The sequence below is a fragment of the Paraburkholderia sp. OAS925 genome (assembly GCF_040543975.1).
Taxonomy (GTDB): domain Bacteria; phylum Pseudomonadota; class Gammaproteobacteria; order Burkholderiales; family Burkholderiaceae; genus Paraburkholderia; species Paraburkholderia graminis.
Genome location: NZ_JBEUNO010000001.1, coordinates 1,965,639 through 1,979,266 on the forward strand (window position 1 = coordinate 1,965,639; position 13,628 = coordinate 1,979,266).

A 13,628-nucleotide genomic window follows, 5' to 3' on the forward strand; every position below is an offset into this window, starting at 1 on the left:
ATACAGGAGTTTGCCGCAAGCCAGTTGATCCGTCCCCGTGCTGTTGCGCCGAACCATCACCGGCGACGGCTCGGGCAGGATCAGGCAAGCTCGCGATAGAGCGCGAGATAGCGGTCCGCCGACGCGCCCCAGCCGAAATCCTGGCGCATCGCGCGGCGCTGCGCCGCCTTCCATTCGGTGCGCCGGCCGTGCAGCGCGAATGCACGGCGGATCGCGGCGGTCAGGCTGCGCGGCGTGAAGTCGTCGAACACGAAGCCGGTCGCGAGATCCTCGGCGAGATTTTCAAGCGATGCGTCCGCCACGGTGTCCGCGAGACCGCCCACGCGATGCACGAGCGGCAGCGATCCGTAAGCCAGCGCGTAAAGCTGCGTGAGACCGCACGGCTCGAAGCGCGACGGCACCGCGATCACGTCGCTGCCGGCGATGATCGTGTGCGCGAGTTTCTCGTCGAAGCCGAGTTCCACCGCGACCGATTCCGGGTGCGTCTGCGCGACGCGCTTCAGGCCGTTTTCGAGCGCTGGGTCGCCAGTGCCGAACACGACGAGCTGACCGCCGCGCTTGACGATCTCCGGCACGGTTTCGAGCAGCAGGTCGAGACCCTTCTGCTCGGTCAGGCGGCTCACCACGCCGAACAGCAGCGCATCGCTTTTCTGCGCGAGGCCGAAGCGTTTTTGCAACGCCTCCTTGCACGCGAGTTTGCCGGCGAGCCGCGTCGCGGTGTAGCGGTGCTCGAGGAGCGCGTCGTTCGCGGGGTTCCAGACCGTATAGTCGACGCCGTTCAGGATGCCGCACAGGTCATGCGCGCGGCTGCGCAGCAGGCCGTCGAGTCCGCCGCCTTGCGCGAGCGTTTGAATTTCGCGCGCGTACGTCGGGCTCACGGTCGTGATGCGGTCGCTGTAATAGAGCCCGGCCTTCAGAAACGACAGTTGTCCATAGAACTCGACGCCGCGCATGTTGAAGAAATCGTCCGGCAGGCCGAGCTGGCCGAACTGATGCGCGGGAAATACGCCCTGATACGCGAGGTTGTGCACGGTAAAGACGCTGCGCGCGGGCGGCCGGCCGTGCTGCCGTTCGGCCGCTTTCAGATAGGCGGCGGCGAGCCCCGCGTGCCAGTCGTGCGCGTGGACGATCTGCGGCGACCACGCCGGGTCGAGCTGCTGCGCGAGTTGCGCGGCGACCCAGCCGAGCAGCGCGAAACGCTGTGCGTTATCGCCGTAGGGTACGTGCTCGTCGTTCAGATACGGATTGCCTGGCCGGTCGTACAACGTGGCCGCCCGAATCATGTAGACGACGAGTCCGTTCGACGGCAACGTGCCCTGTTCGAGCGTCACGCCCGGCGCATCGAAGCGGCGGCCCAGGTTGGGCGACCGGACGCAGATCGTGCAGGCCGGCCGCGACCGCGGGAAAGCCGGGCAGCAGCACGCGCACGTCGGCGCCGCGCTCGACCAGCGCGGACGGCAGCGCGCCCGCGACGTCGGCGAGACCGCCCGTTTTCAGGAGGGGATACAGCTCGCTGGCGACGTGTAGGGCGCGAATCGTCATAGGCTCGGTCTCGTTCCTTTAAAGATGTGGACGGTCGATGCTTGCGGGCTGCGCTGGGCCGCTGCGGACGGCCGCACCAGCGCTCATTAGTTCACGTCCTGCCGCAGCGCCTCGGGCGTGACGAGCACGACGCCGTCGTCGGTACGATAGAAACGTTCGGCGTCGCGCACCGGATCTTCGCCGATCACCGTGCCGTCCGGGATCGTGCAGCCGCGGTCCACGACCACCTTCTGCAAGCGGCAACTCGCGCCGACGGTGACCTGCGGCAACAAGACTGCCTCATTGATATTACAGAACGAACTCACCTTGACGTTCGACGACAACACCGAGCGCGAAATCTGCGAACCCGAGATCACGCAACCGCCGCACACGATCAGATTGTTGCCCGAGCCTTGCAGTCCCTTCAGGTCGCGCACGAACTTGGCGGGCGGCAGTTGCTCCTGGTAAGTCCAGATCGGCCAACTGCGGTCATAGAGGTCGAGCGTCGGGATCGTGGAGGCGAGGTCGAGATTGGCGGCCCAATAGGCGTCGATGGTGCCGACGTCGCGCCAGTACGGCTCGACGTTCGGGTCCGAGGACACGCACGACATGCTGAACGGATGCGCGATCGCGGTGCCTTGCGTGACGACGCGCGGCAGAATGTCCTTGCCGAAGTCGTGATCGGTATCGACGCTCGAGATGTTTTGTTCGAGCAACGCGTACAGGTAGTCGGCGTTGAACACGTAGATGCCCATGCTTGCGAGGGCGGTGTCGGGCCGGCCGGGAATCGCCGGCGGGTCGGCCGGTTTTTCGACGAAGCCGGTGACGCGGCGGTTTTCGTCGACGGCCATCACGCCGAAGGCCACCGCGTCCATGCGCGGCACTTCGATGCAGCCGACCGTGCAATCGGCGCCGCTCTCCGCGTGGTCCGCGATCATACGCGTGTAGTCCATCTTGTAGATGTGATCGCCCGCCAGCACGACGACATACTTTGGACGAATCGAGCGGATGATGTCGAGGTTCTGGAACACCGCGTCGGCCGTGCCGCGATACCAGTGCGCGCCTTCGACGCGCTGTTGCGCGGGCCACAGATCGATGAACTCGCCGAACTCGCCGCGCAGAAAACCCCAGCCGCGCTGCAGATGACGCAGCAGCGAGTGCGCCTTGTACTGCGTGACGACGGCGATGCGCCGGATGCCGGAGTTCAGGCAATTGGACAGCGCGAAGTCGATGATGCGGAATTTGCCGCCGAAATGCACCGCAGGCTTGACGCGTTTGTTGGTGAGCGGACCGAGCCGGGTGCCGCGTCCGCCGGCCAGTACGATGGCGAGAGTGGTGCGTTGCAGATCGTTCAACCGTGCCGGCGTATCCATGTCTGTCTCCTTTGTCGACCGCAGTTAGCGCTTTAGCGCTTACTGCGGTCCCATGTAATCGTTCCGTTGTGCCATGCAATGAATGCCTCGCTTACTTCCCCGATGCGGCTGGTCGATCGCTTCTACATTGATTCGCGTTTGATTCGCGTTTGATTCGCTTTTGATTCGCGTATTGCGGCTGCTGCGCTGGCGAGCCCGTCCTGTAGTTCTAGCACTGAATGGCCTCGCGCGGGCGACGTTTCTCGGCTGCGAGCCGCCGACGCGCCCAACTGCGAACCTTCGGCCGAGGCGCGCCGACGCTCCGTGCGCCACGGCACATAGCGAGCGAGGTTCCGTGCGCAATATGCGTGCCACGCGATGTGCCGCACGGCGCGGCGTATCACAGCGCCTCGTGGAGAAGCGGGCTGTGTGCGTGACGCTGCGCGGTCGCGGTGGGCGTCGTAGAATCGTCCGCGATTGCGCGGCATGTCGGCGGCCGCTTGCGGCGAACTTTTAATGTGCGCTGGCAGCCGCCTCCATCCGCATCCTTTTCCCGGCTTCTTCGATAGAAAAATGTCCATCAGCTTTCGCCGTCTTTCATTGCTTGCAACGTTGAGCGCCGCCGCATTCGGCGCCGCGCCGGTCACGGTTTGTGCCGCATCTGCGGCTTCTGCCGAAACGCTGGCGACGGGCTCGGTCGGCGCGTCGTCGACCGTATCCACAGCCGCTTCAACCAGCGGCGCATCCGAAACCACTGCAGCCGGCGGCAATGCCGGCCCGGCCTACGGCCCCGAGTTGCAGGGCTTCACCTATCCCGAACCTGTCGGCCAATACGGCTTCACTTCGCAGGGCGTCGCGCTGCACATGGCCTACATGGACGTCAAACCGGCGCACGCGAACGGCCGCACTGTCGTCCTTCTGCACGGCAAGAACTTTTGCGGGGCGACGTGGGAGGCGACGATGCATCGTCTGAGCGAAGCGGGTTATCGCGTGATCGCGCCGGATCAGATCGGCTTTTGCAAGTCGAGCAAACCGGAGCACTATCAGTACAGTTTCCAGCAGCTCGCGCGCAATACTCATGCGCTGCTCGAGTCGCTCGGTGTGAAAGACGCGACCGTCGTCGGACATTCGACGGGCGGCATGCTCGCCGTTCGCTATGCGCTGATGTATCCGCGTGAGACGCAGCAACTGGTGCTCGTCAATCCGATCGGGCTCGAGGACTGGAAGGCGAAGGGCGTGCCGTCGCTGTCGGTGGACGACTGGTATCGGCGCGAACTGAAGACCAGCGCGGACGGCATTCGCCGCTACGAGCAGTCGACGTACTATGCCGGCCAATGGCGCGCCGATTACGAACCGTGGGTGCAGATGCTCGCGGGCATGTACCGGGGGCCGGGCAAGCAGATCGTCGCGTGGAATTCGGCGTTGCTATACGACATGATTTATACGCAGCCGGTGGTCTACGAGTTCGGGCAGTTGAGCATGCCGACGCTGTTGCTGATCGGGCAGAAGGACACGACCGCGATTGGCAAGGACGCGGCTTCACCCGAAGTGCGCGCGAAGATCGGTCATTATCCGGAGTTGGGGAAGGCCGCGGCGAAAGCGATTCCGCATGCGACGCTGGTTGAGTTCGCTGACCTGGGCCACGCGCCGCAGATGCAGGACCCGGATGCGTTTCATAAGGCGCTGCTGGATGGGTTGGCGGCGGTGCAGGGGAGTCGGTGAGGGTTTAAACGGCTCTTTGTCTCGAGATCGTGCTTCTATTTTGCTAACCGGCAGCGGCTCGACTGCTGCACACCATGAACCAACCCCGGAGTACGACCTTGACCAAAGCGCGCGCCGTACCCATGCCTGGCAACAGCGTACTCGCGCCGCTCTACGCGGGCGCGGATCTTTTGGACGCCTTTGCAATCCGACTGCCCGCGGGGGCCAGCGATGATCTTGAGGTGTTGGCACGCGCCGCGTTCGAGCGGCAGGCGTGGTGGATTCGTGCGCTCACGCGTGTCCGCGATCTGACGATGGCGACGGTCGGCGTCAAATCGTCTCTCGACGTCGGTCTTGCCGCAGCGGCGCGTGGGCCGGTTATCGGCTACTTGCCGCTGCTGTCGAAGAGCGCGTCGGAGCTGGTAGTCGGCGCGGATGACCGGCATCTGGACTTCCGCGCGACCATCCAACTACGCGGCGACGCGGCAAACGGGCGAGAACTGCTCGCGGCCACGGTGGTGCATTGCCACAACAGACTCGGGCGAATCTATCTTGCGACGATCGCGCCGTTTCATCGCGCGATTGTGCGGGCCAATCTGGAACGGGCAGTAAGAGCAATGAGAAGCTAAGCGTCTCGCTCGCAGTACCCGCGTTTGTCCTTCTTGGCTCGCAGCGCGAAGTCCGCACTGCGAGCCAACCACTCCCACGCAAAACCGTTACGGCTGAGGCTGAGCAAACACATCAGTGCGATTGCCGAGGTTCCCCGAGTTCGTCTGCACGAAGAACGGCACGAAGCTCGAGCCGATCGCGGCCAACCCCTGATAATCCCCGACGAAGAAGCCCTCGGCATCGGGCGCGGTCTTGAGATCGAATGCGCCCGCCACGTGTGTTTCATTGGCGAACGTCGCTCCCTTGTCCGTCGATGTCGTCTGCCAGATATCCGTCGGTAACGTCGTGGTGTTGCCATCCGCCAGATTGCGGAAATCGTAGTACGTCACTGCAACGGTCCCCGACGAATTGACGTTGATGCTCGGATTGAATGCCGGCCGTCCCGTGGGCGTATTAACGCGGATTGGTGCGCTCCAGGTGCTGCCGCCGTCTTTTGAAGTAGACAGCGCGATCTCATCGTAGAGCCCGCCATTGAAGCGGGAATCCTGCCAGACGACATACAGTTGCCCTGTCTTCGGATCGATCGCGGGCTCGGGAATGATGTCTCCCGAACGCACCGCTTCGCCGGTGTTCGGATCGAACACCGATACGGTCTGCAAACCCGAGATGATTTTCGGCTTCGTCCACGTTGCGCCGTCGTCGGTCGATTTGATGAACGCCACCTTGCCGGCCGCTTTCGAAAACGGCGGAGAGATAAGGTCGAAGAAGTCATAGAGCGTTCCGTTCTGCGAGTTGACGACGATCTGGTTGCCGATCGTCTGTTGCCGGGAAGGCACCGTCACGATCACGGATGGCGGACTCCATGTCAGGCCGCCATCGGATGTCTTCGAGAACATCGATGGTCCCCGGAAGGCGGCCGTGTGCGTGTTGGCGTACGGATTGCCGTTCGGCAATTCGAGCCGGTCCCACACGGCATAGGCGACGCCTGCCTTGATCGGATTGGCCGTCACCGATTCCTTGTCGTTGAAGAATTGCAAGGTCGGTTCGTTGTTGGCGATGATGGTGCGCGGGTTTGCCCAGGTCAGGCCGCCGTCCTTCGAAACCGAAGCGAGCACCGCGTTGCTGTTGTTGGATTGGTTGAAGGAGATCGACACGGCGTACGCGGTTCCATCGGGGCCGATCGACACCCACGGATCGGACGCGCGCTCGTAATCAGTCCCGCCCGCGCATGCGGTGAAAGGCAGTGCAGCCGGCGTGGCCCATGTCAAACCGCCATCGAATGATGGGCGGGCAACCAGGCCGTGTGCGCCGCCGTTGTCCCATCGGTCCTGCTGCCATACGCCGATCAGGTTCGACGGATTTTTCGGGTTCGTGGCGACCCACGGCTCGACTTCGGCATTCACATAGTTCGTGCCGGGGCCGCCGATGGTGCAAGTGGCAAAAAGGCTGGGGCCGGACACGAGGACGGGCGCGGCCCGACTGGTCGGAATGATTGCGGCGAGTACAAGAGCGAGCGGAACGCTGCTCAGAAATGCACGGGGCTTGTTGCAACGCATGGAAGGCTCCTTCTCCATTGCGACCTGTAGCAGCCCACGGTAGCGCGCCGGCAGTTGCGAAAGAAGTGGAGTGGCGTTGCACCTTCGCCGGAAGTCTTAACGATGGCATCGTCGGCGCGCCTTGTTTCCGCCATTATTCGCTCGCCATACTCACTACCGCTTCAACTGCCACAGACCGCGAGCGCTGATCACCGCCAGCGCGTCGGTCACAGTTTCACTACGCAAGATCAAGTGGTTTTCTCACGCATCGGAAAACGTCGTCACGGTATGAGCGGACGCTTTGCGAAGACCGTCTTTTGTCAGATGCGTGGATTGGACTTTAGGTCGCGGCAACGGACGTTGCGGGAATTTTTTGTAACGATTGAAAGCGATACACATTCTTGTTTGTCGTTTCGGTCCGCACCTGCTCACGAGCATCACGATGCAATCGCCGGGCGTGCGTTGCACGCCGAAGCGCCGCTGCCCGTGACGCGAAATGCGCAGCGGCGAATGCAGGCTTATGGAATGCGACGTTCCGCTCTGGTCGTGTACGGGTGCGACGACCCAGACTTCGTGTGCCTTCCAACTCCACGATGCTCCTGCCTGTGACCCTCACTCATAGGATCACAAGACGCCTTCTTGCCTCGGTTTCGTTTGCTTAAAGTGACACCACTGCAGCAGCTTTCCTTCTGTCCCACTGCTGCAAGCACAGTTACTTCGCCACTTTATTCAACGACAACCTTTGGAAGAAATCATGAAATCGCTCATCAATGCTGTTGCAGTCGCCGCCGCCCTTGCCATCCCCGCAGCATCGTTCGCTCAGTCGAACGATCAGGTCACCCGCGCGCAGGTTCGCCATGAACTGGCGCAACTCCAGAAGGCTGGATACCGTGCTGGCCAAGGCGATCAAGCGTTCTATCCGGCTCAAATCGAGGCCGCCACCGCACGTGTGGCTGCGGAGGAAAAGTCCGCGAGCGGCTTCGGCGGTGCAAACAGCGGTTCCTCCGCCAGTGGCGCACCGGCGACCAACGGCGTCCGCTCTCTGTATTCCGGCCGTTGATTCAACGCTGCGAACGATGTCACGACGAAATGAACGGACCTTGCTGCGCCCTAACCGATTGCAGAGGCGAAGCACTGACTACATAGCCGTGTCGTCATGACAGCGTTGCCGGCAATTCGCAACTCAAATTCGCAACTCACCTATCACGCATTGGAGAACGACATGAAAGTACTGATGGTTTTGACCTCGCACGATCAATTGGGCAACACCGGCCGCAAGACCGGCTTCTGGCTGGAAGAACTCGCGGCGCCTTACTACACGTTCAAGGACGCGGGCGCCGAGATCGTGCTGGCCTCGCCGCAGGGCGGCCAGCCGCCGCTCGATCCGAAAAGCAACGAGCCGGCCAATCAGACCGACCAGACACACCGCTTTGAAAACGACGCGGCGGCCAAAGCGCAACTCGCGGCAACCGTGCGCCTCGACAGCGTCTCGCAGGCGGACTTCGACACGGTGTTCTATCCCGGCGGCCACGGCCCGTTGTGGGACCTGGCCGAAGACTCGCATTCGATCGCGCTGATCCAGTCGTTCATCGCCGCCGGCAAACCCGTTGCACTCGTGTGTCATGCACCGGGCGTACTGCGCCACGTCACCACGGCGGACGGCAAGCCGCTGGTCGAAGGCAAGAAGGTGACGGGCTTCACGAATTCGGAAGAAGCCGCGGTGGGCCTCACCGAGATCGTGCCGTTCCTCGTTGAAGACGAACTGAAGGCCAAGGGCGGCATTTATTCGAAGACCGTCGACTGGGCTCCGTATGTAGTCACCGACGGCCTGCTCATTACCGGACAAAACCCGGCTTCGTCGTCCTCCGCTGCCGCCGTTCTGATGCAGCACCCGGCGCTCGCCGCGCAATAAAAGCCGCCTGTCTGCCGACGCGCGTTGCCTTCGGGCAAGCGCGCGGCGTTTTCACCAGAGAGCCAGTTAGCTGATCGCGCAGGATCGCCATGATCGCGCGCAGCCGGCTCGATCGAGCCCGTCGCAACGTGCGACCTGGGTCCATTCGGGAGCGAAAAGAACATGGAATATCCTTCACTCTTCACGCCGCTCAAGCTCGGGCGGCACATCTTGCGCAACCGTATCGTGCTGCCGCCGCTGACGCGCCAGAGAGCCGCCCAGCCCGGCGACATACCGGCCGCATCGAGCGCGCTCTATTACGGCCAGCGCGCGGGCGCGGGCTTCATGGTCAGCGAGGGAACGCAGATCGAACCGCGCGGTCAGGGCTACGCGTGGACGCCCGGCATCTACAGCGACGAACAGGTCGAAGGCTGGGCTCGCGTGACCGACGCGGTGCACGCCGAAGGCGGCGTGATCTTCGCGCAGTTGTGGCATGTGGGCCGCGTCTCGCATACCGCGTTGCAGCCCTACGGCGCAGCGCCGGTTGCACCTTCGGCGATCGCGGCACAGAAGGTCAAGGCGTTCATCGAGACCGGTCCCGGCACCGGCACGCTGGTCGAGCCTTCGGTGCCACGCGAGTTGAGCGTCGCCGAGATCGGCGAGTTAGTCGGGCACTACGCAAAGGCAGCGCAGAACGCGCTGCGTGCGGGCTTCGACGGTGTCGAGATTCACGCGGCCAATGGCTACCTCGTGAATCAGTTCATCTCGGCACACTCGAACAAACGTGAGGACGAGTACGGCGGCTCGCTGCATAACCGCTTGCGCTTTCTGCGCGAAATCGTCGGGGCGGTCGCCGCGGTGGTCGGGCCTGCACGGCTGGGCGTGCGCTTCACGCCGTTGTTCACGAGCACCGATCAGGATCGCGTGTACATCGGGCTCGTCGAAGACGATCCTCATCGCACGTATATCGAGGCAATCAAGGTGCTGGAAGCTGCCGGTGCGGCCTATGTGTCAATAGCGGAAGCCGACTGGGATAACGCACCCGATCTGCCGGCGGCGTTTCGCGAGGAAGTCCGCCGGGTGTTCAGCGGCCGCATCATCTATGCGGGTCGCTACACGGCCGAGCGCGGCGCGCGCCTGATCGAAGCGAACCTTGCGGACCTGATTGCATTCGGCCGCCCGTACATCGCGAACCCGGATCTGCCTGAGCGCATCGCGAACGGCTGGCCGCTCAATGCCCTGAATCCGGCAACGTTGTATGGCGGGGGGGACGAAGGACTCACGGACTATCCGGCCTACGCGGAATCGTTATCCGTTCAGGCAGACGAGGTGATCGCATGAGCAAGGGATCGAAGCGGGCCGTCGCCTGTGCGATCGGGCAGCCCGACGACGTCGACATCGACGAGATCGTGCTTCGTCCCACGAGCCGTCCCACGAGCCAGGAGTTCTGAGCGAACGTTGACTCACACTTTCCAGCGACAGGGCCACGCGCAAGATATTGTGCGTGGCCATCACGCAAATGCGGCGCTTCATACGAGAGCGGTTTCGACGCGTTCGTATGAAGTGCCGCTAGTCGTCGTGGCACAACCTGGACATTTTGCCGTGATAGTGTTCGCATTCCCGGTCGAGCAAGGCATGCCCGGGCCGTCAGTTGGCTGGTCGTAAGCTGCCTCGCGACGATGCCCGGCACGTCCGCCCGCCTGCCCATTCGCCGTTAACCGAGACACTATGTCCAGAAGACCCTCTGCCGAGCAGCGACGCGAACTTGGCGCGTTTCTTTCAAGCCGCCGCGGCCGCCTGCAACCTGCCGAATTCGGCCTGCCCGACGGCCCCCGCCGTACCCCCGGCCTGCGCCGCGAAGAGGTCGCCGTACTCGCGGGCGTCAGCGTTAGCTGGTACACCTGGCTCGAACAGGGCCGCGACATTCAACCGTCCGCCGATGCGCTGCGCAGAATCTCGCGCGTGCTCAAGCTCGACACCGTGGAGTCGGCGCATCTGTTCGCGCTTTCATCGCGCGAGCTTTCGCAGGTAGCAACCGGCAGCGGCGTCACCGAAGGCCTCGAACGACTGGTTCGCTCGATCAACGTTCCGGCCTATGTCCGCAACACGCGGCTCGACATTCTGGCGTGGAACGATGCCATTGCCGACCTGTTCGTCGACTATGGATCGCTGGAGCCGCACGAGCGCAATACGTTGCGTCTGCTGTTTCTCTACAAGCCTTATCGCACGCTGATTCTCGACTGGGAGCAGATGACGCGCGGCATGATCTCCGCGTTCCGCGCCGCGCGCGCGCAGGCGCCGGACAAGGCGCCGTTCGATAGCCTCATCGACGAGCTCACGGAACTGAGCCCCGAGTTCAGCGACTGGTGGCAGGACACCGAGGTCAAAGGTTTCGATGAAGGCGACAAACGGCTTCGTCATCCAGCCGGCGGCCACATCGAATTCACTTACGTTGCGTTGACGCCCACCGGCAGACCGGACCTGTCGCTCGTGACTTACATTCCCCGGCACTCTGCCAGTGAGTCCGACTCATAGGATCACAAGACGCCTTCTTGACCCGCCCCGGTTTGCATAAAGTGACACCACTGCAGCGACTTTCCACTGCTCGTCACTTCACTCAATCGAGGCAAACATGTCGAACCTGAACCTTCCCACCGCCATCGGCGCAACGTCGCGCAATCCCGCAACCGGCGAGTTCATCGCGCACTATCCGTTTCAGACCGCCGACGAAGTCGAGCGCATGCTGGAGGACAACGCCGCGGCCTACCGGCTGTGGCGCGCGACGCCCATGGCTGTGCGCGTGGAAACTTACCGCCGCCTGGCCGCGACGTTGCGCGAGCGCTCGGAAGCGTTGGCCGCGCTGATTACTCAGGAGATGGGCAAGACGCTCGCCGCCGCACGAGCCGAAGTCGCAAAATGCGCCAGCGCGATCGACTGGATCGCCGAGCATGGTCCCGCTTTCCTCGCCGACGAACCGGCGCCTGTCGAAGGCGACGATCAGGTGCATGTCTCCTATCTGCCGATTGGCTCCATTCTCGCCGTGATGCCATGGAATTTTCCGTTGTGGCAGGTGATTCGCGCATCGGGTCCGATCATGCTCTCGGGCAACGGCTTCATCCTCAAGCATGCCGCCAATGTGATGGGCTCGGCGTACGCGTTGCAGGATGCTTATGAAGCCGCCGGCTTCCCGGTCGGACTCTTCGCCAACCTGAATGCCGATAACGAAACCGTGGCCCACGTGATCGAAGATCCGCGCGTTGCCGCCGTCACGCTGACCGGCAGCATGCGGGCCGGGTCCGCCGTCGCATCCACGGCGGGCCGGGCGCTAAAGAAGACGCTGCTGGAACTCGGCGGCGCCGACGCCTTCATCGTCTTGGCCGATGCGAACATCGATCTGGCCGTGAAAGCGGCCATCGAGGCCCGCTTTCAGAACGCCGGCCAGGTTTGTCTCGCAGCCAAGCGGTTCATTGTCGAGCGACCCGTTGCAGAAGAGTTCACGCGCAAGTTCGTGGCCGCCGCGCGTCAGGTCGTGGCGGGCGATCCGCACGATCCGGCAAGCACCATCGGGCCGATGGCGCGCGCCGACTTGCGCGACGAGCTGCACGGGCAGGTGCAACGCACCATCGAAGCAGGCGCGACGCTGCTGCTCGGAGGCAGCAAGGTGGAAGGCGCCGGGAATTACTACGCGCCGACCGTGCTCGCGGATGTCGCCCCCGGCATGGCTGCTTTCGACGAAGAAACCTTTGGCCCGGTCGCCGCAATCACCGTTGCCGACGACGCCGAGCACGCTATCGAACTTGCCAACACGAGCGACTACGGTCTCGGCGGCAGCCTGTGGACGCGCGACGTCGCCCGTGCGCAGCGAATCGCGCGCCGGCTGGAAACGGGCGGCGTCTTTATCAACGGCTTCTCCGCTTCGAATCCGCGCATTCCGGTGGGCGGGGTCAAGAAGAGCGGATACGGCCGTGAACTGTCGCACTTCGGTCTGCGCGAGTTCACCAACGCTCAGGCGGTGTGGGCCAAGACCGTCGATTGATCCGACGTTCCCCGGTTCGCCCGATCACCTCGCGTATCGTTAAGGCATCCAAAACATTCGCGCAGGCTTTCGCATGACCCGTACGCTAACGGGTCATCGGCGGCAGCCTGCAAGCTGAACCATTGCAACCAATTGTCCAATCATCGTTAGCTTCTGGAGTCGAAAATGAAAACCATCAACAAGATTCGCCGTTTGGCCGCAGCCTTGACCATTGGCGCCGGCGCATTCGCCACGCAGTTCGCCGAAGCCGCACCTGTCAAGAACATCGTCCTGGTTCACGGCTATTTCGCCGACGGCTCAGGCTGGCAAGCCGTGTCGAAGATCCTCACGCGGGACGGCTATAACGTCTCGGTGGTTCAGGAGCCGGAGACCTCGTTCAAGGAAGACGTCGCGGCGACTACGCGTATCGTCGATGCGCAGGACGGCCCGACAATCCTCGTCGGCCATAGTTATGGCGGAGCGGTGATTACCGAGGCGGGCAACAATGCGCGCGTGGCGGGCCTCGTCTACATCGCCGCGTTCGAACCGGATGCGGGCGAAAGCCTCAAGGACCTGACGACGAAAATGCCGGCCGCGACAAAAGCCATCAAGGCAACCGACGATGGCCACCTCTACTTCGACGCAGAGCACTTCAGAGCCGACTTCGCTGCCGACGTACCCGCCGCGGAGGCCGCATTCATGGCGAGTTCGCAGGTCATGCCGGCGCATGAGTCGTTCACCGCGCCGGTGAGCCAGCCGGCATGGAAAACGAAGCCGAGCTGGGCCGTCGTGGCGACTCAGGACCGAACCGTGAATCCCGATCTCGAACGTTGGATGGCGAGCCGCGCGAAGAGCACGGTCGTGGAGGTTCCGTCGAGCCATGTCGCCTATCTGTCGCATCCGGCAGAAGTCGCCCGGGTGATCGAGCGGGCGGCCACTGCAACGGGCAGCCGCTGAGGAACCGACCAAAGCAAAACGGCGGCGCATCGACGCACCGCCGTCTT

10 protein-coding genes and 2 pseudogenes are annotated in these 13,628 nt (G+C 63.3%); 8 read left to right on the top strand and 4 right to left on the bottom strand.

The annotated features are described in order from the left end of the window. Positions 1 to 80: 80 nt before the first annotated feature. Positions 81 to 1,542 (bottom strand): annotated as a pseudogene (glgA, locus tag ABIE53_RS08545) (glycogen synthase GlgA). Between the two features lie 86 nt (positions 1,543 to 1,628). Next, entirely contained in the window at positions 1,629 to 2,894 is a 1,266-nt protein-coding gene (glgC, locus tag ABIE53_RS08550; protein WP_107708438.1) for a glucose-1-phosphate adenylyltransferase, read from the bottom strand. Positions 2,895 to 3,446: 552 nt separating this feature from the next. Between glgC and ABIE53_RS08555 the strand changes: the two genes are divergently transcribed. Both ABIE53_RS08555 and ABIE53_RS08560 read left to right on the top strand, forming a co-directional pair. After that, a complete protein-coding gene (locus tag ABIE53_RS08555; RefSeq protein WP_107708528.1) occupies positions 3,447 to 4,595 on the top strand; it encodes an alpha/beta fold hydrolase in 1,149 nt (382 codons plus the stop codon). 98 nt (positions 4,596 to 4,693) lie between these two features. Further along, positions 4,694 to 5,203, top strand: coding sequence for a DUF2867 domain-containing protein (locus tag ABIE53_RS08560; protein WP_107708437.1), 510 nt, complete (start codon positions 4,694 to 4,696; stop codon positions 5,201 to 5,203). Positions 5,204 to 5,290: 87 nt separating this feature from the next. Here the strand turns inward: ABIE53_RS08560 and ABIE53_RS08565 are convergent, their stop codons facing one another. Both ABIE53_RS08565 and ABIE53_RS08570 read right to left on the bottom strand, forming a co-directional pair. Further along, positions 5,291 to 6,739 carry a sialidase family protein gene (locus tag ABIE53_RS08565; protein ID WP_006051115.1) on the bottom strand — a complete coding sequence of 483 codons (1,449 nt, stop codon included), beginning with the start codon at positions 6,737 to 6,739 and terminating at the stop codon, positions 5,291 to 5,293. Between the two features lie 240 nt (positions 6,740 to 6,979). Further along, positions 6,980 to 7,297 (bottom strand): annotated as a pseudogene (locus tag ABIE53_RS08570) (5'/3'-nucleotidase SurE); the annotation flags it as partial. Positions 7,298 to 7,472: 175 nt separating this feature from the next. Here ABIE53_RS08570 and ABIE53_RS08575 point away from each other — a divergent pair. The 6 genes from ABIE53_RS08575 to ABIE53_RS08600 all read left to right on the top strand — a co-directional run bounded on the left by ABIE53_RS08575 (position 7,473) and on the right by ABIE53_RS08600 (position 13,581). After that, positions 7,473 to 7,778, top strand: a complete 306-nt coding sequence (locus ABIE53_RS08575) for a DUF4148 domain-containing protein (protein WP_107708434.1) — start codon at positions 7,473 to 7,475, stop codon at positions 7,776 to 7,778. A gap of 162 nt (positions 7,779 to 7,940) precedes the next feature. Then, positions 7,941 to 8,630: a type 1 glutamine amidotransferase domain-containing protein gene (locus ABIE53_RS08580; RefSeq protein WP_107708526.1), complete on the top strand. Its 690-nt coding sequence runs from the start codon at positions 7,941 to 7,943 to the stop codon at positions 8,628 to 8,630. A 162-nt stretch (positions 8,631 to 8,792) separates the two neighbouring features. Next, on the top strand, positions 8,793 to 9,950 hold the full coding sequence (locus ABIE53_RS08585) for an alkene reductase (RefSeq protein ID WP_107708432.1): 1,158 nt from the start codon (positions 8,793 to 8,795) through the stop codon (positions 9,948 to 9,950). 387 nt (positions 9,951 to 10,337) lie between these two features. Continuing rightward, positions 10,338 to 11,144 carry a helix-turn-helix transcriptional regulator gene (locus ABIE53_RS08590; protein WP_029969150.1) on the top strand — a complete coding sequence of 269 codons (807 nt, stop codon included), beginning with the start codon at positions 10,338 to 10,340 and terminating at the stop codon, positions 11,142 to 11,144. 97 nt (positions 11,145 to 11,241) lie between these two features. Beyond that, entirely contained in the window at positions 11,242 to 12,645 is a 1,404-nt protein-coding gene (locus ABIE53_RS08595; protein ID WP_107708430.1) for an NAD-dependent succinate-semialdehyde dehydrogenase, read from the top strand. A 165-nt stretch (positions 12,646 to 12,810) separates the two neighbouring features. After that, complete coding sequence (locus tag ABIE53_RS08600; RefSeq protein ID WP_107708428.1) at positions 12,811 to 13,581, top strand: alpha/beta hydrolase; 771 nt, start codon at positions 12,811 to 12,813, stop codon at positions 13,579 to 13,581. Positions 13,582 to 13,628 lie beyond the last annotated feature (47 nt).